This window comes from Ramlibacter aquaticus (genome assembly GCF_015159745.1).
Lineage (GTDB): Bacteria > Pseudomonadota > Gammaproteobacteria > Burkholderiales > Burkholderiaceae_C > Ramlibacter > Ramlibacter aquaticus.
This window is the reverse complement of record NZ_JADDOJ010000044.1, coordinates 1-21,598: the sequence shown is the minus strand read 5'-3', so window position 1 is coordinate 21,598 and position 21,598 is coordinate 1. Positions and strand designations below refer to the sequence as shown.

Here is a 21,598-nt window from a genome sequence, read left to right as displayed (position 1 = left end):
ACTCGTCCTTCGCGCCGGCTCAGTCCGGCACGGCCTGCGTCTCCGGCCCGGCCTGATCTTGCATCGGGCCCGGGGCGCCCAGCTTCCACAGGGCAACCAGCGCGCACAGCCACTGCAGCCCGTACATGAGGCTGCCCACGCCGTGCCACAAGGCCAGATTCTCGCGTGCGCGGATGTGCGGCGACACGCCGTACTCCACCAGCAGCGCCATCAGCACGCCCACCAGCACGAAGGCCAGCGCGCCGCCGCGCCAGCCCAGTCGGGCCGGCTCGCCGGGCCCGCGGCTGGCCATCAGGATCAGTGCGCCACAGGCGACCGAGACCCCCGCCTGCGCGGAGAAAAGCTGGGCGGCCATGCTGCCCGCGAGGGCCGGCGTCGGCAGGTGGCGGAACAGCAGCGGCACGGCCAGGAAGCCGATCGCCGACAGGCTGCCCCACCACAGGGCCGCCGCGAGCAGCGGGATGCGTGCGCGCCAGCCCATGGCGCTCAGAGGTACTGCACCCCGATGATCTCGTAGCGCTTCAGCCCGCCCGGGGTCTGCACCTCGGCGACGTCGCCCTCCTCCTTGCCGATCAGCGCGCGGCCGATCGGGCTGGAGACGTTGATCAGGCCGAGCTTGAGGTCGGCCTCGTCCTCGCCCACGATCTGGTAGCGCACCTTCTCGCCGCTCTCCTCTTCCTCGAGCTCCACGGTGGCACCGAAGACGACCTTGCCGCCCGCATCCACGCTGGAAGGGTCGATCACCTGCGCGGCCGAGAGCTTGCCCTCGACCTCCTGGATGCGGCCCTCGATGAAGCCCTGGCGGTCCTTGGCGGCGTCGTACTCGGCGTTTTCCGACAGGTCGCCCTGCGCACGCGCTTCGGCGATCGCGTTGATCACGGCGGGCCTGTCCACCGTCTTCAGGCGGTGCAGCTCGGCCTTCAGCTTTTCAGCGCCGCGCTTGGTGATGGGAATCGTGGCCATGGCTTGTCTGCCCTCATCAAAAGAAAAGCCGGACGGCTGTCCGGCGATTGTTGTTCCTGCGGGACCCGTGCGCGTCAGGCGACCGGGTGCCCTGCCAGCCGGCCGAGAATGGCCAGCGGGCTCTTGGATGGATTGTATTGCCTGTCCACCGGGAGGTGGAACGTCTGCTCCAGCATGTGCTGGCCCGCCATGACGGCGTGCAGGGTGTGGTCCGAAAAGCAGACCCAGCTGCTGCCCGCCGGGAACGGCAGGGTCATCTGCGGCGACTCGCGCTGCCAGCGCTCGTCGGCCTTCATCAGGTCGTGCAGCTGCAGCATCAGGTGGTCGTACTCCGAGCGCAGCGACTTGGTCACGCCCAGCGCCGCCAGCGCCCGCGCCTGCCAGGCACTGTAGGGCTTGCACTTCGGCAGGAAACGCCGCGCGGCATCCTCCAGCGGCTCGCCCACGCGCCACACCCTGGGCTCGCCGGCCGGGTTGATGTTGGTGAACACGCGCAGGATGCGTTCGCCCCGGTTCGGGCGCGAGGGAAGGCGTCCACTTGCAGCCGGCGGTCGTCCGCCCGCACCGACTGGCGCCGCTGCGACACCGACACCGGCCGCAGGCTGGCCGGCGCGGCGCGCAGGTGGGGCGCATAGGCCGGGAACAGCCCCGTCACCAGGGCGAGCGCCTGGGCGCTGAAGCGCTGCAGCACCAGGCCGACGGCCGCCTGCACGGCCGGGCCACCGGCCACGCCCTTGAGGCCGCGGTCGGGGCTCCAGCTGATGTTGCGGGTGCCGGCCTCCAGCAGTTCCGGGCGCAGCAGGCCCTGCTCGGCCGGCGTGAGCGGGAAGCCCAGCCGGGGAAAGAACAGGACCTTGCCCTCTTCCACCGCATCGATCCAGGCCGGGTCCGAGCCGGGGGCTTCCCAGCGCTCGCCACCCAGGGTGAGGATGCGGCTGTCCATCGCTCAGGCGGCCAGCTGGGCGTGCATCTCCTGCACGGACACCACACCCAGCGAGTCCATGTACTTCATGCCCTCCACCGCGGCTTCGGCGCCGGCGATGGTGGTGAAGGTGGTCACGCGGGCCAGCAGGGCCGAAGTGCGGATCGCGCGCGAATCGGCGATCGCGTTGCGGCGCTCCTCCACGGTGTTGATGACCATGCAGATCTCGTTGTTCTTGATCATGTCCACCACGTGCGGGCGGCCCTCGGTGACCTTGTTGACCTGCTGGCAGGCCACGCCGGCCGCCGAGATCGCCGCAGCCGTGCCCTTGGTGGCCACGATCTCGAAGCCCATGCCGGCGAGCTGGCGCGCAACCTGCACCGCCCGCGGCTTGTCGCTGTTCTTCACCGTCAGGAAGACCTTCCGCACCGCGTCGGTGGGCCGCGGCAGCTTGGTGCCTGCACCCATCTGGCTCTTGACGAAGGCCTCGCCGAAGGTGGCGCCCACGCCCATCACTTCGCCGGTGGACTTCATCTCCGGGCCCAGGATGGTGTCCACGCCGGGGAACTTCACGAAGGGGAACACCGCTTCCTTCACGCTGAAGTAAGGCGGCGTCACCTCGGCGCCCAGGCCCTGGGAATCCAGCGACTGGCCCACCATGCAGCGGGCCGCCACCTTGGCCAGCTGGATGCCGGTGGCCTTGCTGACGTAGGGCACGGTGCGCGAGGCGCGCGGGTTCACTTCCAGCACGTAGATCACGTCCTGGCCGTCCTGCTGCTGGATGGCGAACTGCACGTTCATGAGCCCCACCACGTTCAGCGCCTTGGCCATGGCGGCGGTCTGCTTCTTCAGCTCGTCCACGGTTGCCTTGGACAGCGAGTACGGGGGCAGCGAGCAGGCCGAGTCGCCCGAGTGCACGCCAGCCTGCTCGATGTGCTCCATCACGCCGCCGATGAAGGTGCGGCTGCCGTCCGACAGGCAGTCCACGTCGCACTCGATCGCGTCGTTCAGGAAGCGGTCCAGCAGCACGGGCGAGTCGTTGCTGACCTTGACGGCCTCGCGCATGTAGCGCTCCAGGTCGCGCTGCTCGTGCACGATCTCCATGGCGCGGCCGCCCAGCACGTAGCTGGGGCGCACCACCAGGGGGTAGCCCAGGGCCGCCGCCTTCTCAAGTGCTTCCTGCTCGGTGCGTGCGGTGGCGTTGGGCGGCTGGCGCAGGCCGAGTTCGTGCAGCAGCTTCTGGAAGCGCTCACGGTCCTCGGCGGCGTCGATCATGTCGGGGCTGGTGCCGATGATGGGCACGCCCTCGGCCTCCAGGCCCAGCGCGAGCTTCAGCGGCGTCTGGCCGCCGTACTGCACGATCACGCCGGTGGGCTTTTCCTTGTCGACGATCTCCAGCACGTCCTCCAGCGTCAGCGGCTCGAAGTAGAGCCGGTCGCTGGTGTCGTAGTCGGTGGACACCGTCTCGGGGTTGCAGTTGACCATGATGGTCTCGTAGCCGTCCTCGCGCATGGCGAGCGCGGCGTGCACGCAGCAGTAGTCGAACTCGATGCCCTGGCCGATGCGGTTGGGCCCGCCGCCCAGCACCATGATCTTCTTCCTGTTCGTCGGCTCGGCCTCGCACTCGTCCTCGTAGCTCGAGTACATGTAGGCCGTGTTGGTGGCGAACTCGGCGGCGCAGGTGTCCACGCGCTTGTACACCGGGCGCACGCCCAGGCCACGGCGGTGCTCGCGCACGGCCTTCTCGGTGGTCTTGAGCAGCTTGGCCAGGCGCCGGTCGGAGAAGCCCTTGCGCTTGAGCATGCGCAGTTCGCCGGCATCCAGCGAAGCCAGCGTGCCTTCACCGCGGGAGGCGGTCACCGCGTCCAGTTCCAGCTCGATGCGCACGATCTCCTCGATCTGCACCAGGAACCAGGGGTCGATCTTGGTCAGCGCATGCACTTCCTCGACGCTCATGCCGAGGGCGAAGGCATCGCCCACGTACCAGATGCGCTCGGGGCCGGGCGCGCCCAGCTCTTTCTCCAGCACCTCGCGGTCCTGGGTCTTTTCGTTCATGCCGTCCACGCCGACTTCCAGGCCGCGAAGCGCCTTCTGGAAGGACTCCTGGAAGGTGCGGCCCATGGCCATGACCTCGCCCACGGACTTCATCTGCGTGGTCAGGCGCGAATCGGCCGCCGGGAACTTCTCGAAGGCGAAGCGCGGGATCTTGGTGACCACGTAGTCGATGCTGGGCTCGAAGCTCGCCGGGGTCGCGCCGCCGGTGATCTCGTTGCGCAGCTCGTCGAGCGTGTAGCCCACCGCCAGCTTGGCCGCGACCTTGGCGATCGGGAAGCCCGTGGCCTTGGAGGCCAGCGCCGAGGAGCGCGACACGCGCGGGTTCATCTCGATCACGATCATGCGGCCGTCGGCCGGGTTGATCGAGAACTGCACGTTGGAGCCGCCCGTGTCCACGCCGATCTCGCGCAGCACCGCGATGGAGGCGTTGCGCATGATCTGGTATTCCTTGTCCGTCAGGGTCTGCGCCGGCGCGACAGTGATCGAGTCGCCGGTGTGCACGCCCATCGGGTCCAGGTTCTCGATGGAGCAGACGATGATGCAGTTGTCCGCCTTGTCGCGGACCACTTCCATCTCGTACTCCTTCCAGCCGAGCAGCGATTCCTCGATCAGCAGTTCGCTGGTGGGCGAGGCCTCCAGGCCGCGCTTGCAGATGGTCTCGAACTCTTCGGCGTTGTAGGCGATGCCACCGCCGGTGCCTCCCAGCGTGAAGCTGGGGCGGATCACGGCCGGGAAGCCCACGGTCTTCTGCACCGCCCAGGCCTCGTCCAGGGTGTGGGCGATGCCCGAGCGGGCCGAGCCCAGCCCGATCTTGGTCATCGCTTCCTTGAACTTCTGCCGGTCCTCGGCCTTGTCGATGGCCTCGGGCGTGGCGCCGATCAGCTCGACGCCGTGCTTCTCCAGCACGCCGTGGTGCCACAGGTCCAGGGCGCAGTTGAGCGCAGTCTGGCCGCCCATGGTGGGCAGGATGGCGTCGGGCTTTTCCTTGGCGATGATCTTCTCGACCGTCTGCCAGGTGATGGGCTCGATGTAGGTGACGTCGGCCGTGGCCGGGTCGGTCATGATCGTCGCCGGGTTGCTGTTGATCAGGATGACCTTGTAGCCCTCCTCGCGCAGGGCCCGGCAGGCCTGCACGCCGGAGTAGTCGAACTCGCAGGCCTGGCCGATGACGATCGGGCCGGCGCCGATGATGAGGATGCTCTTGAGGTCGTTGCGCTTTGGCATTTACTTTTTCTCCATCAGCGCCACGAAGCGATCGAACAGGTAGGCGATGTCGTGCGGGCCGGGCGAGGCTTCCGGGTGGCCCTGGAAGCAGAAGGCGGGGCGGTCGGTGCGGGCCAGGCCCTGCAGCGTGCCGTCGAACAGGCTCACGTGGGTGGCCCGCAGGTTGGCGGGCAGCGTCTTCTCGTCCACCGCGAAGCCGTGGTTCTGGCTGGTGATGGAGACGCGGCCGTTGTCCAGGTCCTTGACCGGGTGGTTGGCACCGTGGTGGCCGAACTTCATCTTGAAGGTTTTCGCCCCCGAAGCCAGCGCCATGATCTGGTGGCCCAGGCAGATGCCGAAGGTGGGGTAGCCGGCGTCGATCAGTTCGCGCGTGGCGGCGATGGCGTAGTCGCAGGGCTCCGGGTCGCCGGGGCCGTTGGACAGGAACACGCCGTCGGGATTGAGCTTCTTCACCTCCGAGGCCGGCGTCTGCGCCGGCACCACGGTGATGCGGCAGCCGCGCTCGGCCAGCATGCGCAGGATGTTGAACTTGACGCCGAAGTCGTAGGCCACCACGTGGAAGCGCGGGGCCGACTGCGTGCCGTAGCCGCTGCCCAGCTTCCATTCCGTCTGGGTCCAGGGGTAGCTCTCGCGCGCGGAGACCACCCGGGCCAGGTCCAGCCCGCTCATGGAGGGCGCATCCTTGGCGGCGGCGATGGCCTTGTCGATCACCGCCTGGGTGACGGCCTCGCCGGCGGCCAGCGCCGTGATGCAGCCGTTCTGCGCGCCGTGGGTGCGCAGGTGGCGGGTCAGCTTGCGGGTGTCGATGTCCGAGATCGCCACCGTGCCCTGGGCACGCAGGTAGTCTGGCAGGCTGCGGCTGGCGCGGAAGTTGGAGGTGGTGAGCGGCAGGTCGCGGATGATCAGGCCCGCGGCATGCACCTTGGCGGCTTCGACGTCTTCATCGTTGACCCCATAGTTGCCGATGTGCGGATACGTCAGCGTGACGATCTGCTGGCAGTAGCTGGGGTCGGTCAGGATTTCCTGGTAGCCGGTGATGGCGGTGTTGAACACCACTTCGCCGGTGGTGGCGCCGGGAGCGCCGATGGAATTGCCGATGAAGACCGTGCCGTCTGCGAGCGCCAGGATGGCGGCGGGATTCGCTCCCTGATGAGACAAAAGCACTGGGTTCTCCGATTGTTGACGGGTACGCCCAACTGCGCTCAAGAGCATCCGCTCTTTCTGAGCCCCGGCGCGAAGTGCCGGAGCATTTGTCTTGTCAGGGGATTGGCTGGCGTTTGCTAGGCGTACGGGGTTTGCGGGAAAGCCTCTGATTATAACCCGGGAATCCCGGCGCACCCAGGGTTCACCCTGAGGTGAGCGCGCCTACGGCGCTGGCGTGCAGGCAGATCGCCGCGGCCGCCGCGACGTTGAGCGACTCCTCCCCGCCCGGCTGGGCGATGCGCACCCACTGCCCGGCCCGGGCCGCCAGTTCGGGCGAGACGCCCTGCCCTTCGTGGCCCATCAGCCAGGCGCAGGGCCAGGGCAGGCGGGCCCGGTGCAGGAACTCCCCCTGGTGCGAACTGGTGGCCAGCATGGGCACGGCCAGCGGCGCCAGTGCGTCCAGCGCCAGCCCCTCCAGCAGGGACAGCCCGAAGTGCGCGCCCATGCCGGCCCGCAGCACCTTGGGGCTCCACAGGCCGGCGGTGCCCCGCAGCGCGAGCACCTGGGTGAATCCCAGGGCGGCAGCGCTGCGCAGGATGGAGCCCACGTTGCCGGCGTCCTGCAGCCGGTCCAGCACCACGGTGGGCGCCTGGGCCGCGACGGCGGGCGGCTGCGGCAAGGCCAGCACGAAACCCATGCGTGCGGGGGATTCCAGCCCGCTCAGGCTGCGGAACAGCTCGTCGGGCACGGTCACCACGCGGGTCCCGCCAAGCGGCCAGTTGTGGCCCTCGGTGCCCCACAGCGAGTCGGCGAAGACGGCGAGCTGGGGCAGCACCCCGCGCTGCAGGGCCGCGCGGCACAGGTGATCGCCCTCCAGCCAGACGCGCCCCTGCTTGCGGTAGGCCCCTGCGTCCTGTGCGAGGCGGCGCAGGTCCTTGACCAGCGGATTCGCCGCCGAATGGATGGGTTGCGCCTGGATCACGCGGTGCGCAGCTGGATCACCGCGCCCTGCGGCGTGGTGAAGGTGGCCGCCACCGGGGCGAAGGAGCGCCGGTGGTGGACGCAGGCCCCGTGCAGGCGCAGGGCCTCCAGGTGCTCGGGGGTGCCGTAGCCCTTGTGGCCGGCGAAGCCGTACTGAGGGAACTCCTCGTGCAGCTGCGCGAGCAGGCGGTCGCGGTGCACCTTGGCCAGGATGGACGCGGCCGAGATCGACTTCACCGTCGCGTCGCCGCCGACCACGGCCTCGGCCAGCACCTCGATGCGCGGCAGGCGGTTGCCGTCCACCAGCACCTTGGCCGGCTTGAGCCTCAGGCCCTCGACGGCGCGCTTCATGGCCAGCATCGTCGCGTGCAGGATGTTGAGGCTGTCGATCTCTTCCACCGAGGCCTGGGCGACGGAGCAGCACAAGGCCTTGTCCATGATCTGGTCGTACAGGCGCTCGCGCTGCAGGGGGGTGAGCACCTTGGAGTCGGCCAGGCCGCGGATGCGCTTGGTGTCGTCCAGGATCACGGCCGCGGCCACCACCGGCCCGGCCAGGGGGCCGCGGCCGGCTTCGTCCACGCCGGCCAGCAGGCCCGCGGGGTCCCAGTCGAGCCGGCCCTGCTCAAGCTTGGATCGTCTTTTCGATGGCATCGGTGGCGAGGCGGGCGGTGTCGCGTCGCAGCAGCTCGTGCAGCGCGCTGAATCTCTGGGAAATGGCCGCCATTTTGTCAGGGGACTGCAGCCATTCCAAGCATGCGCGGGCCATGGACTCGGGATTGGCGGCCTCCTGCACCAGCTCGGGCACGACGAAATCGCGGCACAACACGTTGGGCAGGCCGATCCAGGGCTGCAGGCGCTTGGGCCACATCATGCGAAAGGTGAGCGGGCTGACCTTGTAGGCGATCACCATGGGGCGCTTGAACAGCGCCGCCTCCAGCGTGGCGGTGCCGCTGGCGATCAGCGTCAGGTCACAGGCCGCCAGCACCTCGTGCGAGCGGCCCTCGAAGATGCTGCATTCGGCGCCCAGCCCGGCCTCGCGCGCCGCCCGCTCCACCGCCGGCCGCAGCGCGGGGATCGCGGGCACCGCGATGCGCAGGCCCGGCCGCGCGTCGCGCACGCGCCGCGCCGCCGCCAGGAACGGCAGGGCATGGCGAGCCACCTCGGAGGCGCGGCTTCCTGGCAGCACGGCCAGCAGCTCGCCCTCCCCCGGCAGCCCCAGCGCGGCGCGCGCGGCCGCGCGGTCCACCTGCTGGGGAATGACGTTGGCGAGCGGATGGCCCACGTAGGTCGCGGCGATGCCCTCCTTCTGCAGGATCTCGGGCTCGAAGGGAAAGAGGCACAGCACGTGGTCGGCGCTGGCGCGGATCTTGTGCACGCGCTCGGCCCGCCAGGCCCAGATCGAGGGGCACACGAAGTGCACGGTGCGCAGGCCGCGCTCGCGCAGGGAGGCCTCCAGGCCCAGGTTGAAATCCGGTGCGTCGATGCCGATGAAGGCCTGCGGCGGGTACGCCGCCAGCCGCTCGCGAAGGTCGCGCCGCAGCCGCAGCAACCCGGGCAGGTGGCGCAGCACCTCGACATAGCCGCTCACGGCCAGGCGTTCGTAGGGCACCCAGGACTGGAAGCCCTGGGCCTGCATGCGCGGGCCGCCGATGCCGTCGGTGGCCAGGCCCGGCCAGCGTGCGTTCAGCCCCTGCAGCAGCAGGCCGCCGAGCAGGTCGCCCGACGCTTCGCCGGCGACCAGCGAGAACCGCATGGCGTCAGCGCGCGATGCCGCGCTCGGCGGCGGCGAGGAAATCGCCCATCAGGGCGGCGTCCGCGGACGCGGCGGGCACCTGCAGGGCCAGCTCGGCGATCGCCTCGCGCGCATCGGCCAGGGTGCGGCCCTCGCGGTACAGCAGCTTGTGCATCTGGCGGATCGCGCGGATGCGCTCGTCGCTGAAGTCGCGGCGCTTCAGGCCGGTGACGTTCACGCCGGCCACGCGCAGGGGGTTGCCGTCCACCAGCAGGAAGGGCGGCACGTCCTGCGAGACGGCACTGGCAAAGCCCACCATGGCGTGGGCCCCGACCTTGGTGAACTGGTGGATGCCGCACAGCCCGCCGATGGTGACCCAGTCCCCCACCGTCACGTGGCCGCCCAGCGTGGTGTTGTTGGCCATGGTGCAGTGGTCGCCCACGATGCAGTCGTGCGCGATGTGCACGTAGGCCATGATCCAGTTGTCGCTGCCGATCCGCGTGACGGCCCCGCCGCCGGGCGAGCCGATGTTGAAGGTGACGAACTCGCGGATGGTGTTGCGGTCGCCGATCACCAGTTCGCAGGGTTCGCCGTCGTACTTCTTGTCCTGCGGGATGGCGCCTATGGAGGCGAACTGGAAGATGCGGTTGTCCTGGCCGATGGTGGTGTGGCCTTCGATCACCGCGTGCGGGCCCACGGTGGTGCCGGCGCCTATCTTCACATGCGGGCCGATGACGGCGTAGGGGCCCACGCTGACCGAGGGGTGCAGCTCGGCCTGGGGGTCGACGACAGCGGTGGCGTGGACCGCCGTCATGCCACCTTCCGCATGGTGCACATCAGGTCGGCCTCGCAGGCCAGCTCGCCGTCCACGCGGGCTTCGCCGTGGAACTTGAAGATGCCGGCCTTGTGGCGCTCGATGGACACGTCCATCACCAGCTGGTCGCCCGGCTCCACGGGCCGCTTGAAGCGCGCGTTGTCGATGCCGGCGAAGTAGTAGACCGTGTTGTCGTCCAGCTGGATGCCCAGCGAGGCGAAGGACAGCAGGGCCGCGCTTTGCGCCATGGCCTCCAGCATCAGCACGCCCGGCATCACCGGGCGCTTGGGGAAATGGCCCATGAAGAAGGGCTCGTTGATCGAGACGTTCTTGATGGTGCGTATGGTCTTGCCCTTCTCGACCGAGAGGACCCGGTCCACCAGCAGGATCGGGTAGCGGTGGGGCAGTTGCTTGAGGATTTCGTGGATGTCCATCATGTCTTCTTCTCCAGGGCCTTCACGCGCTCGCGCAGCTTGTGCAGCTGCCTGAGCGTGGCCGCGTTCTTTTCCCAGGACGCATTGTCGTCGATGGGAAAGACGCCGGTGTACTGGCCCGGCTCGTGGATGGACCGCGTGACCAGGGTGAACGAGGAGATGTGCACGTGGTCGGCGATGGTGAGGTGGCCCAGGATGCCGGCGCTGCCGCCCACGGTGCAGTGCGCGCCGATGGTGGCGCTGCCCGCCACGCCCACGCAGCCGGCCATGGCGGTGTGCTTGCCGATGCGCACGTTGTGGGCGATCTGGATCAGGTTGTCCAGCTTGACGCCGTCCTCGATGACCGTGTCGCCCAGGGCGCCGCGGTCTATGCAGGTGTTGGCGCCGATCTCCACGTCGTCGCCGATGCGCACCGCGCCCAGCTGCTCGATCTTCACCCAGGCGCCCTTGTCCGGCGCGAAGCCGAAGCCGTCGGCGCCTATGACCACGCCGGGGTGCAGGATGCAGCGCTCGCCGACGGTGCAGCGCTCGCCCACGTTGACGCGCGCGGTGAGCACCGTGCCAGCGCCGATGCGGGCGCCGCGCTCCACCACGCACAGGGGGCCGATGCGGGCCGTGGCATCGACCACGGCCTCGGGGTCGACCACCGCGCTGGGGTGGATGGCCGGGCCGGTGCCCGCGGCCAGGCCGCGCTTCCACAGCTGGGTGAGCCGGGCGTAGTACAGGTAGGGGTCGGGCGTGACGATGCAGTCGCCGCGCTGCTGCGCTTCGTCGGCGAGCGCAGCGCCCACGATGACGCAGCCGGCGCGCGAGGCGGCCAGCTGCTGGCGGTACTTCGGGTTGGCGAGGAAGGCGATCTGGCCGGGCTGGGCCGATTCGAGCGGGGCGATGCCCTCGATCACACATTGCGGGTCGCCCCGCAGCTCGCCGCCTAGGCTCTGGACGATGTCGGCCAGGCGCAACTGCACATCACTTGGCCGCGTTGAGGGCCTTGATCACCTTGTCCGTGATGTCCAGGCGCGGGTTGATGTAGACCGCATCCTGCAGGATCACGTCGTACTTCTCCTGCTCGGCGACCTGGCGCACCACGCGGTTCGCGCGCTCCAGCACCTGCTGCAGTTCCTCGTTCTTGCGGGCGTTCAGGTCTTCCTGGAATTCACGGCGCTTGCGCTGGAAGTCACGGTCCTGGTCGACGAGCTGCTTCTGCCGTTGCGCGCGCTGGCTCTCGGACAGCGTGGGGGCCTCGCGCTCGAACTTGTCGGAAGCCGTCTTCAGCGCGGCGCCCATGTCGGTGAGGTCCTTTTCGCGCTTGGAGAACTCCTGCTCGAGCTTGGACTGCGCGGCCTTGGCGGTGTTGGCCTCGCGGAAGATGCGGTCGGTGTTGACGAACCCCAGCTTGACTTCGTCGGCCGCGGCCAGCGCGGGCGCCAGCAGCGTGGACAGGGCCACCAGGGCCGGCAGGCAGAGACGGGACAGGGTCTGCATCAGAAGGAAGTTCCGATCTGGAATTGGAGTTTCTGGATTCTATCGCCGGCGAACTTGCGCACCGGATGGGCAATGGCGATGCGCAGCGGGCCGACCGGGGAGATCCAGGACAGGCCCACGCCGGTGGAGGCACGCATCTGGGCGAGGTCCATCTTGTCGTTCTCGCCGTAGACGTTGCCGGCGTCGATGAAGCCGAAGATGCGCAGCGACTTGTCGTTGCCCGCGCCCGGGAAGGGCGCCACCAGCTCGCCGTTGAGCGTGATCTTCTTGGCGCCGCCGATGACCGAGCCGGTCACGTCACGCGGGCCCAGGGTGCCCTGCTCGAAGCCGCGCACAGAGCCCAGGCCGCCGGAGTAGAAGTTCTTGAAGACCGGGAAGGCCTGCCCACCCAGCCCCTTGCCGTAACCCAGCTCGGTGTTGAAGGCCAGGGTGAACTTCTTGGACAGGGGGACGTACTGCTGGAACTGGTAGTTCGTGCGCAGGTAGCGGCCGGAGCCCGCCACGCCCAGCTCGCCGCTGACGCGCTGGTAGCGGCCGCTGTTGGGCGTGAGCGCCGAGTCGCGGCTGTCGCGCGACCAGCCCACCGTGAGCGGCACCACGTTGCTGGTGTAGCCGTACTGCTCGGCGTAGGCGAGGTAGGCCGCCGGAATGTTGGTGCCGGGCTCGATGGTCATGCGCTCCAGCGCGCCGCCGAAGAACACGGTGTCGACCTCGCTGAAGGGCACGCCGAAGCGCAGGCCCGCGCCCGAGGTCACCAGGCGGTAGTTGCCGCCCTGGTCCTCGTAGGGACGCGAGGAGCGGTGGTAGATGTCGATGGAGCGGGAGATGCCGTCCGGGGTGAAGTACGGGTCCACCGAGGTGAAGGCGATGGTCCGGTTGTACTTGCTGGTATTGACTTCCATGCCCAGGTAGTTGCCGCTGCCGAACGCGTTCTCCTGCTTGATGGAGAACGAGAGCGAGAGCTTGTCGGCACTGGAGAAGCCGGCGCCCAGCTGCAGGCTGCCGGTGGGCTTCTCGGTCACGCTGAGGTTCAGGTCGACCTGGTCCGGGGCGCCCGGCACGTCGGAGGTGTCGATGTTCACCTCCTTGAAGTAGCCCAGGCGGTCGACCCGGTCGCGCGAGAGCTTGATGCGGTCGCCGTCGTACCAGGAGGACTCGAACTGGCGGAACTCGCGCCGTATGACTTCGTCGCGGGTGCGGCTGTTGCCGGAGATGTTGACCTTGCGCACATAGGCCCGGCGCGACGGGTCGGCGGCGATGACGAAGCCGACCTCGTGCTTGGCCCGGTCGATCTGCGGGCGCGCCTCGACCTGGGCGAAGGCGAAGCCGAACTTGCCGAAGTAGTCGGTGAAGGCCTTCGTGGTCTGGGTGACGCGGTCTGCGTTGTAGGGCTCACCGGGCTGGATGGTCACCAGGCTCTTGAACTCGTCGTCCTTGCCCAGGTAGTTGCCCTCCAGGCGCACGCCCGTGACCACGTAGGGCTCGCCCTCGGTCACGTTGACGGTGATGGAGATGTCCTGCTTGTCCGGCGAGATCGCGACCTGCGTCGAGTCGATGTGGAACTCGAGGTAGCCACGCGCCAGGTAGTAGGACTTGAGCGTCTCCAGGTCGGCGTTGAGCTTGGTGCGGGAATAGCGGTCGGACTTGGTGTACCAGGAGAGCCAGCCCCCGGTGTCCAGCTCGAACAGCCCACGCAGCGTGCTTTCGCTGAACGCGTGGTTGCCGTTGACGTGGATCTCCTTGATGCGCGCCGGCTGGCCTTCGGTGATGGTGAAGGTCAGGTTCACGCGGTTGCGCTCGACCGGCGTGAGCGTGGTCTCGATCTCGGCGCCGTACAGGCTCTTGTTGATGTACTGGCGCTTGAGCTCCTGCACGGCCCGGTCGGCCAGGCTCTGGTCGAAGGGGCGGCCCTCGGTCAGGCCGATCTCGCGCAGCGCCTTGCGCAGCGCGTCCTTGTCGAACTCGCGCATGCCGGAGAAGTCGACCTCGGCGACCGTGGGCCGCTCCTCCACGACCACCACCAGCACGTCGCCGGACACCTCCAGCCGCACGTCCTTGAACAGGCCCAGGTCGAACAGCGCGCGGATGGCGGCCGAGCCCTTCTCGTCGTTGTACTGCTCGCCGATGCGGAAAGGCAGCGAGGCGAAGATGGTGCCGGGCTCGACGCGCTGCAGGCCCTCGACCCGGATGTCGCGCACCGTGAACGGGTCCACCGCCCAGGCGTTGGCCGCGAACAGGACCGCGAGGGCGGCCGTGGTGGAACGCACGCGGAAGCGCTGGAAGTGTTTCTTCATTGAATCAAGGTGGCCCGCGCCGCAGCGGCAGGCGCGGAAATCAGATTAACCAAACAGTCGGGTGACGTCGTTGAACAGTGCGATCGACATCATGACCAGCAGCACCGCGACCCCGCCACGCTGCAGCCTCTCCATCCAGGCGTCGCTCACGCCCCTGCCCGTGACGGCCTCCCAAAGATAATACATCAGGTGCCCGCCATCGAGGACCGGGAGCGGCAGCAGGTTCAGCACGCCCAGGCTGACGCTGATCAGGGCGATGAACATCAGGTACTGCACCATCCCCAGGCTGGCCGACTTGCCGGCGTAGTCGGCGATGGTGAGCGGCCCACTGAGGTTCTTGAGCGAGGCCTCGCCCATGACCATGCGCCCCATCATGCGCAGCGTGAGCGTCGAGACCTCCCAGGTCTTGGCGGCGCCCTTCACCAGCCCGTCGACGGGCCCGTAGCGCACCAGCGTCATCTCCGGCGCGGCCCCCACGAAGGCGGCGATGCGGCCTATGCGGTGGCCGCCGTCGTTGGCCAGGTCCGGTTGCACCTGCAGCGTCAGCAGCTGCCCGTCGCGGCGCACCTGCCAGGTGCTGGCCGCCGGCGTACCGGCCTGGGCACTGGCGCGGATCCACTCGCGCAATTGCTGGCCGTCCCCCATGGCGGCGCCGCCCGCGCTTACCACCACGTCGCCCTTGCGCAGGCCGGCGCGCTCGGCCGCCCCGCCCTTCATGACCTCGCCGATGACGGGCGGGGTCCAGGGCGAGTTCAGGCCGATGCGGCGGAACAGCTGGGCGTCGGCCTCGCGCGAGGGCAAGGTGGACAGCGGCATGCGCAGCTCGCGCGTACGGCGACCGTCCTCCAGGGTGAGCAGCACGTCACGCCCGTCCAGGGCGCCGCGCGTGAGCATCCAGCGCAGGTCCTCGAAGGAGCGCAGCGCGTGCGGCGCCTCGCCCTCGAAGGCGGCGGCGCGCGCCACCTCGCCGCCCTGCAGGCCGGCCTGGGCGGCCAGGGAGCCGGCCACCGGACTGCCCAGGACCGGCCTGGCCTCCATCACGCCCCACCAGTTGACGACCGCGTACAGCAGCACCGCCAGCAGCAGGTTGGCGACCGGCCCGGCCGCGACGATGAGGGCCCGCGAGGACAGGGGCTGCGTGTTGAAGGCCCGGTGGCGCTCGGCCGGATCGACCGGGCCCTCGCGCTCGTCGAGCATCTTGACGTAGCCGCCCAACGGGATCAGGCCGATGGAGAACTCGGTGTCCTGGCCAGCGCGCTGGCGTCGCGGCTTCCAGCGCAGCACGCCGCGGCCGAAGCCGATCGAGAAGCGCAGCACCTTGACGCCGCACGCGACGGCGACGCGGTAGTGGCCCCACTCGTGAACCGCGATCAGCACCCCGAGCGCGACGACGAAGGCGATGACAGTCAGCATGTGCCGGGCCCTTTCAGCAGAAGGCGGTCAGTGTGACATGCGCCGGGCGGACTCGCCAGCCGCGGCACGGGCCTGGGCATCCAGTGCGAGCAACTCATCCAGCGTTGCCGGGTTGGACGCCGTCACGGCCTCCAAAGTTGCAAGGTTCACATGGTGAATCTGGTCGAAGCGGATCGCACCATCGAGGAAGGCCTGCACCGCCACTTCGTTGGCGGCGTTGAGCACGGCCGTGGTGCCGCCGGGCGCACGCAGGGCTTCCCAGGCCAGGGCCAGGCCGGGGAAGCGCTCGCGGTGGCCGTGGGCGTCCAGCGCCTCGAAGCTCATGTCGGCCAGGGCGCGGAAGTCCAGCGCCTGCGCGCCGGAGGCCACGCGCTCGGGCCAGGCGAGCCCATAGGCGATGGGCACCCGCATGTCCGGCGTGCCCAGCTGGGCCACGACCGAGGTGTCGCGGTACTGCACCATCGAATGGATCACGCTCTGCGGGTGGATCACCACCTCCAGCCGCTCGGGCCCCAGGCCGAACAGGAAGCGCGCCTCGATCACCTCCAGCGCCTTGTTCATCATGGTGGCCGAGTCGACCGAGATCTTGCGGCCCATGACCCAGTTCGGGTGCGCGACCGCCTGCTCGGGCGTGACCTCGCGCAGCGAAGCGGGATCGCGCCGGCGGAAGGGGCCGCCCGAGGCGGTGAGGATGATCTTCTCGACCCGCGCGTCCCAGGTGGAGGGGTCTTCGGGCAGGGACTGGAAGATGGCCGAATGCTCGCTGTCGATCGGCAGCAGGCGCGCCCCGCCCTCGCGCACGGCGCGCATGAACAGCTCGCCGCCCACCACCAGGGCCTCCTTGTTGGCCAGCAGCAGGCGCTTGCCGGCCCTTGCTGCAGCCAGGCAGGAGGCCAGGCCGGCGGCGCCCACGATGGCCGCCATCACGCTGTCCACCTCGGGGTGCTCCGCCATGTCGACCAGGGCGCTCGGCCCGGCGAGCACGCGGGTCTGCAGGCCATAGGACGCCAGGCGCGCGGCCAGTTCCCGCGCAGCCGACTCGTCGGTCATCACGGCATAGCGCGGCTTGAACTGTTCGCACTGCCGGGCCAGCTTGTCCACGCTGCGCGCGGCGGACAGCGCGAACACCTCGAAGCGGTCCGGGTGGCGGGCGATCACGTCCAGCGTGTTCACGCCGATGGAGCCGGTGGCGCCGAGCACGGCCACGCGCTGCAGGGGTCGGTTCATGGCGAGGTGAATCCGGAAAGCATCAGGGCCAGCGGCAGCGTGGGCAGCAGCGCGTCCACACGGTCGAGCACCCCACCGTGGCCCGGCAGCAGCCGGCTGGAATCCTTGGCGCCCGCCGCCCGCTTGACCAGCGACTCGACCAGGTCACCGGCCACGCTCATGGCGACCAGGAAGACCAGGGCCGCGGCCAGCAGCCACCAGCCGCGGCCCAGGAGGCGGCTGTAGAGGCTGGGCACCAGGGCGCCGAAATGCCGGTCGGCCGCGACCCAGGCCAGGGCCAGCACCAGCACGCCCAGGAAGCCGCCCCACACGCCTTCCCAGCTCTTGCCGGGGCTGATGGACGGGGCCAGCTTGCCGCGGGTGAAGCGCAGGCCGAAGGTCCGGCCCGCGAAGTAGGCGCCGATGTCGGCCACCCAGACCAGCACCAGCACGGAGAGCAGGAAATTGATGCCGATGGCACGGGCCTGGGCCACGGCCAGCCAGGCCAGCCAGAGCGCCAGGATGCCCACGGGCAGGCGCAGCGCCAGCGGGATGCGCGGCCAGCCGGCCACGCCCGCGCGCAGCAGCAGCGCCGCGACGGCCACCCACGCGGCGCCCGCGGCCAGCCACAGGCCGTGCAGGGGGCGCGTGGTCCAGCCGGCCTGCCAGGCCGCCAGGCACAGCAGCAGGCAGGCCAGGCCGCAGGCCATGGACACGGCCTGGCCGCGGCCGTTCAGGCGGCCCCATTCCCAGCCGCCGGCGGCGATCAGCACCAGCACGACGGCGGTGAACGGAACCGGGGAATTCGCGAAGAGCGCAGGCAGCAGGATTGCCAGCAGGACCAGCGCCGTGATGACGCGCTGGAGCAGCATCAGGCCACCTTGGGGACGGGACGCACGAGCTGCTCGGAGGTCTTGCCGAAGCGGCGTTCGCGCTGGGCGTAGTCGGCGATCGCGGCGTCCAGCGCGGCGTCGTCGAACTCGGGCCACAGCTTGTCGCTGAAGTAGAGCTCGGCGTAGGCCGACTGCCAGAGCAGGAAGTTGGAGAGGCGCCGCTCGCCGCCGGTGCGGATGAGCAGGTCCGGGTCGGGCACGTGGGACAGGCCCAGGCAGGCGTCCAGCGACTGCTCGTCGATGGGCTTGCCCTCGGCAGCCAGGCGCGCGGCGGCCTGGGCGATGTCCCAGCGGCCGCCGTAGTTGAAGCAGATGTTGAAGATGAGCCGGCTGTTCGACGCCGTGCTGGCCTCGGCCGCGGCCAGGCCGGCGCGCACCTTCTCGGACAGCTTGGAGCGGTCCCCGACGAAGTGCACGCGCACGCCCTCGGCCTTCAGGGCCGGGATCTCGCGTGCCAGGGCCACGCCCAGCAGGTCCATCAGGCCGCTCACCTCATCGGCCGGGCGGTTCCAGTTCTCGGAGGAGAACGCGAACACCGTCAGCACCTTGATGCCGCGGTTGCCGCAGTGGCGCACGCAGGCGCGCAGCGCGTCCACGCCCTTCTTGTGGCCGGCCACGCGGGGCAGGTAGCGCCGGGTGGCCCAGCGGCCGTTGCCGTCCATCACGATGGCCACGTGGTGGGGAACGGTGTGCGTCGCGGTGGAAGCCATGGCAGCGGACCGTCAGACGGCCAGGATTTCCTGTTCCTTGGCGTGCACCAGCTGGTCGATCTCGGCGATGTGCCGGTCGGTGACCTTCTGCACGTCGGCTTCGGCGCGCTTCTGGTCGTCTTCCGAGGCCTGCTTGTCCTTGACCAGCTTCTTCACGTGCTCGTTGGCGTCGCGGCGCAGGTTGCGGATCGCGATCTTCGCGCCCTCGCCCTCCTGGCGCACCAGCTTGGTCATCTCCTTGCGGCGCTCCTCGCTCATGGGCGGCATGGGCACGCGGATCAGGTCGCCCATGGAGGCCGGGTTCAGCCCCAGGTCGCTTTCGCGGATGGCCTTCTCGATCTTGGCGCCCATGCCCTTTTCCCAGGGCTGCACGCCAATGGTGCGGGCGTCGATCAGCGAGACGTTGGCCACCTGGCTGATGGGCACCATGCTGCCGTAGTAGTCCACCTGCACGGTGTCCAGCAGGGCCGGGTTAGCGCGGCCGGTGCGGATCTTGGTCAGGTTGTTCTTGAAGGCCTGGATGGACTGGTCCATCTTGGCTTCGGTCGATTTCTTGATGTCGGGGATGCTGTTCATGCTTTCCTCCTCGTGCTCAGGCGTAGACCAGGGTGCCCTCGTCCTCGCCCAGCACCACGCGACGCAGGGCGCCATGCTTGAAGATCGAGAACACCTTGATCGGCAGCTTCTGGTCGCGGCACAGCGCGAACGCGGTGGCGTCCATGATGCCCAGGTTCTGGGTGATGGCCTCGTCGAACGAGATGCGGGTGTAGCGCGTCGCGGACGGGTCCTTCTTGGGGTCGGCGGTGTAGACGCCATCCACCTTGGTCGCCTTGAGCACCAGTTCGGCGCCGATCTCGGCGCCGCGCAGCGCGGCGGCGGTGTCGGTGGTGAAGAAGGGGTTGCCGGTGCCAGCCGCGAAGACCACCACCTTGCCCTCCTCCAGGTACTGCAGCGCCTTGGGGCGCACGTAGGGCTCGACCACCTGCTCGATGCCGATCGCCGACATCACGCGGGCGATCAGGCCCTGCTTGTTCATCGCATCGGCCAGGGCCAGCGAGTTCATCACCGTGGCCAGCATGCCCATGTAATCGGCCGTGGCGCGGTCCATGCCGACGGCACCGCCCGCGACGCCGCGGAAGATGTTGCCGCCGCCGATGACGATGGCCACCTCGACGCCCATGTTCACGACCTCGGCCACCTCTTCCACCATGCGCACGATGGTGGCCCGGTTGATGCCGAAGGCGTCATCGCCCATCAGGGCCTCGCCAGAAAGCTTGAGCAGGATTCGCTTGTGGGCGGGCCGGGGTTCGGGCATCTAGGCTTTCCTCTTCCTGTGCGATGACAAATGACTGCGCGGCTCGCGCCGCCGGGTGGCGGATGAGGTCAGCCCCCCATCCGGCCATGGCCGGGGCCGCGCGTGGCAGCCCCTGCCATTATCAGGCGGCTTGCTTGGCCGCGGCGACCTGGGCCGCCACTTCGGCCGCGAAGTCGTCCACCTTCTTCTCGATGCCCTCGCCGACCACGTACAGGGTGAAACCCTTGACGGTGGTGCCGGCGGCCTTGAGCATCTGCTCGACGGTCTGCTTGTCGTTCTTCACGAAGGGCTGGTTGAACAGCGAGACTTCCTTCAGGTACTTCTGCACCGAGCCTTCGATCATCTTGGCAGCGATGTCGGCCGGCTTGCCGGATTCGGCGGCCTTGGCGGTGGCGACGTTGCGCTCCTTCTCGATCAGCTCGGCCGGCACGTCGGCCGAGGTCAGCGCGACCGGCTTCATGGCGGCGACGTGCATGGCGACGTCCTTGGCGGCCACGTCCTCGCCCTCGTAGGCGACGACCACGCCGATGCGGGTGCCGTGCAGGTAGCTGGCCAGCTTGCCGGCGCCTTCGAAGCGCTTGAAGCGGCGGAAGCTCATGTTCTCGCCGATCTTGCCGATCAGGCCCTTGCGCACGTCTTCCAGGGTGGGGCCGAAGCCGTCCTGGCTGTAGGGCAGCGCGGACAGCGCGGCCACGTCGGCCGGGTTGTTCTTGGCAACCAGCTCGGCAGCGGCACGAGCCATGGCCAGGAAGCTGTCGTTCTTGGTGACGAAGTCGGTTTCGCAGTTGGTCTCGACGATCGCGCCGGTGCTGCCTTCGATGAAGGCGGACACCACGCCTTCGGCGGTGATGCGGGAGGCGGCCTTGCCGGCCTTGTTGCCGAGCTTGACCCGCAGGATCTCCTCGGCCTTCTCCATGTTGCCTTCGGCCTCGGTGAGCGCCTTCTTGCACTCCATCATCGGGGCGTCGGTCTTGGCGCGCAGTTCGGCGACCATGCTCGCGGTGATAGCAGCCATTTTGTTACCTTTCTTTGAATCGGATGGTCAAAGGGGGCCCGAAAGCCCCCTCGTCGGATGCGTTGCCGAGGGCAATCAGGCGGATGCGCCTTCCTGCACTTCCACGAATTCGTCGCTGCCTTCGGACACGGCCTTGACCACGTCATTGACCGCGTTGTTGCGGCCTTCCAGGATCGCGTCGGCAATGCCGCGGGCATACAGGGCGACGGCCTTGGCCGAGTCGTCGTTGCCGGGGATCACGTAGTCGATGCCTTCGGGCGAGTGGTTGGTGTCGACCACGCCGATCAGCGGTATGCCCAGCTTCTTGGCTTCGGACACGGCGATCTTGTGGAAGCCCACGTCGATCACGAAGATGGCGTCCGGCAGGCTGTTCATGTCCTGGATGCCGCCGATGTCCTTCTCGAGCTTTTCCATCTCGCGGGCGAACATCAGCTGTTCCTTCTTGCTCATGGATTCCAGGCCGGCTTCCTGCTGGGCCTTCATGTCCTTGAGGCGCTTGATGGAGGTCTTGACCGTCTTGAAGTTGGTCAGCATGCCGCCCAGCCAGCGCTGGTCGACGAAGGGCACGCCGGCGCGGCGGGCTTCGCCGGAGACGATCTCGCGGGCCTGGCGCTTGGTGCCCACCATCAGGATGGTGCCGCGGTTGGCGGACAGCTGCTTGGCGAACTTGCACGCGTCCTGGAAGAGCGGGAGCGACTTTTCCAGGTTGACGATGTGGATCTTGTTGCGATGGCCGAAGATGTAGGGGGCCATCTTGGGGTTCCAGAAGCGGGTCTGGTGACCGAAGTGGACACCGGCTTCCAGCATTTCGCGCATGGACACGGACATGATGTATTCCTGAAGGTTGGGTCTAAAATCCGCCCCGCAATCGCTGCCCCGTACGGGACAGCGACACCTTGGTGGGATGGATTCGCGATTGAAGGGAAAAACGTTTTGCCTTGCCGACATGGCGGGGCCCATCGGCAAAACCCGTAGATTGTAGCACGCCCCACCCTGCCG

General features: G+C 68.9%; 20 protein-coding genes and 1 pseudogene. All 21 read right to left on the bottom strand.

Annotated features, from left to right (window positions below; genetic code table 11):
* Positions 1-19: 19 nt before the first annotated feature.
* Entirely contained in the window at positions 20-481 is a 462-nt protein-coding gene (locus IM725_RS11895) for a DUF4149 domain-containing protein (RefSeq protein ID WP_193780815.1), read from the bottom strand.
* A 5-nt stretch (positions 482-486) separates the two neighbouring features.
* Positions 487-963, bottom strand: a complete 477-nt coding sequence (gene greA, locus IM725_RS11890; protein ID WP_193780814.1) for a transcription elongation factor GreA — start codon at positions 961-963, stop codon at positions 487-489.
* 74 nt (positions 964-1,037) lie between these two features.
* Positions 1,038-1,906, bottom strand: a pseudogene (locus IM725_RS11885) (Kdo hydroxylase family protein).
* A gap of 3 nt (positions 1,907-1,909) precedes the next feature.
* Positions 1,910-5,164, bottom strand: a complete 3,255-nt coding sequence (gene carB, locus IM725_RS11880) for a carbamoyl-phosphate synthase large subunit (RefSeq protein ID WP_193780813.1) — start codon at positions 5,162-5,164, stop codon at positions 1,910-1,912.
* Complete coding sequence (gene carA / locus IM725_RS11875; protein WP_193780812.1) at positions 5,165-6,328, bottom strand: glutamine-hydrolyzing carbamoyl-phosphate synthase small subunit; 1,164 nt, start codon at positions 6,326-6,328, stop codon at positions 5,165-5,167. It abuts the gene before it with no gap.
* A gap of 181 nt (positions 6,329-6,509) precedes the next feature.
* Positions 6,510-7,289 (bottom strand): TrmH family RNA methyltransferase, encoded by a 780-nt coding sequence (locus tag IM725_RS11870; protein WP_193780811.1) that lies wholly within the window; start codon positions 7,287-7,289, stop codon positions 6,510-6,512.
* Complete coding sequence (gene rnhB, locus IM725_RS11865) at positions 7,286-7,939, bottom strand: ribonuclease HII (RefSeq protein ID WP_193780810.1); 654 nt, start codon at positions 7,937-7,939, stop codon at positions 7,286-7,288. Before rnhB ends, IM725_RS11870 begins: the two co-directional genes overlap by 4 nt.
* Positions 7,911-9,041, bottom strand: coding sequence for a lipid-A-disaccharide synthase (lpxB, locus tag IM725_RS11860; protein WP_193780809.1), 1,131 nt, complete (start codon positions 9,039-9,041; stop codon positions 7,911-7,913). The genes rnhB and lpxB overlap by 29 nt, the downstream gene beginning before the upstream one ends.
* Positions 9,042-9,045: 4 nt before the next feature.
* Positions 9,046-9,834: an acyl-ACP--UDP-N-acetylglucosamine O-acyltransferase gene (lpxA, locus tag IM725_RS11855; protein WP_193780808.1), complete on the bottom strand. Its 789-nt coding sequence runs from the start codon at positions 9,832-9,834 to the stop codon at positions 9,046-9,048.
* Positions 9,831-10,271, bottom strand: coding sequence for a 3-hydroxyacyl-ACP dehydratase FabZ (gene fabZ, locus IM725_RS11850; protein WP_193780807.1), 441 nt, complete (start codon positions 10,269-10,271; stop codon positions 9,831-9,833). Before fabZ ends, lpxA begins: the two co-directional genes overlap by 4 nt.
* On the bottom strand, positions 10,268-11,236 hold the full coding sequence (gene lpxD / locus IM725_RS11845; protein WP_193780806.1) for a UDP-3-O-(3-hydroxymyristoyl)glucosamine N-acyltransferase: 969 nt from the start codon (positions 11,234-11,236) through the stop codon (positions 10,268-10,270). Before lpxD ends, fabZ begins: the two co-directional genes overlap by 4 nt.
* Position 11,237: 1 nt before the next feature.
* Positions 11,238-11,753: an OmpH family outer membrane protein gene (locus IM725_RS11840; protein ID WP_193780805.1), complete on the bottom strand. Its 516-nt coding sequence runs from the start codon at positions 11,751-11,753 to the stop codon at positions 11,238-11,240.
* Entirely contained in the window at positions 11,753-14,047 is a 2,295-nt protein-coding gene (bamA, locus tag IM725_RS11835; protein ID WP_193780804.1) for an outer membrane protein assembly factor BamA, read from the bottom strand. Before bamA ends, IM725_RS11840 begins: the two co-directional genes overlap by 1 nt.
* Positions 14,048-14,092: 45 nt before the next feature.
* Complete coding sequence (rseP, locus tag IM725_RS11830; RefSeq protein WP_193780803.1) at positions 14,093-15,460, bottom strand: RIP metalloprotease RseP; 1,368 nt, start codon at positions 15,458-15,460, stop codon at positions 14,093-14,095.
* 27 nt (positions 15,461-15,487) lie between these two features.
* Positions 15,488-16,687, bottom strand: coding sequence for a 1-deoxy-D-xylulose-5-phosphate reductoisomerase (ispC, locus tag IM725_RS11825; RefSeq protein WP_193780802.1), 1,200 nt, complete (start codon positions 16,685-16,687; stop codon positions 15,488-15,490).
* Positions 16,684-17,538, bottom strand: a complete 855-nt coding sequence (locus tag IM725_RS11820) for a phosphatidate cytidylyltransferase (RefSeq protein ID WP_193780801.1) — start codon at positions 17,536-17,538, stop codon at positions 16,684-16,686. Before IM725_RS11820 ends, ispC begins: the two co-directional genes overlap by 4 nt.
* Entirely contained in the window at positions 17,538-18,269 is a 732-nt protein-coding gene (gene uppS, locus IM725_RS11815; RefSeq protein WP_193780800.1) for a polyprenyl diphosphate synthase, read from the bottom strand. The genes IM725_RS11820 and uppS overlap by 1 nt, the downstream gene beginning before the upstream one ends.
* 12 nt (positions 18,270-18,281) lie before the next feature.
* Positions 18,282-18,845, bottom strand: coding sequence for a ribosome recycling factor (gene frr, locus IM725_RS11810; RefSeq protein ID WP_193780799.1), 564 nt, complete (start codon positions 18,843-18,845; stop codon positions 18,282-18,284).
* Between the two features lie 16 nt (positions 18,846-18,861).
* Positions 18,862-19,584, bottom strand: coding sequence for a UMP kinase (gene pyrH, locus IM725_RS11805; protein ID WP_193780798.1), 723 nt, complete (start codon positions 19,582-19,584; stop codon positions 18,862-18,864).
* A gap of 121 nt (positions 19,585-19,705) precedes the next feature.
* On the bottom strand, positions 19,706-20,599 hold the full coding sequence (tsf, locus tag IM725_RS11800; protein ID WP_193780797.1) for a translation elongation factor Ts: 894 nt from the start codon (positions 20,597-20,599) through the stop codon (positions 19,706-19,708).
* A 75-nt stretch (positions 20,600-20,674) separates the two neighbouring features.
* Complete coding sequence (gene rpsB / locus IM725_RS11795) at positions 20,675-21,427, bottom strand: 30S ribosomal protein S2 (RefSeq protein WP_193780796.1); 753 nt, start codon at positions 21,425-21,427, stop codon at positions 20,675-20,677.
* Positions 21,428-21,598 lie beyond the last annotated feature (171 nt).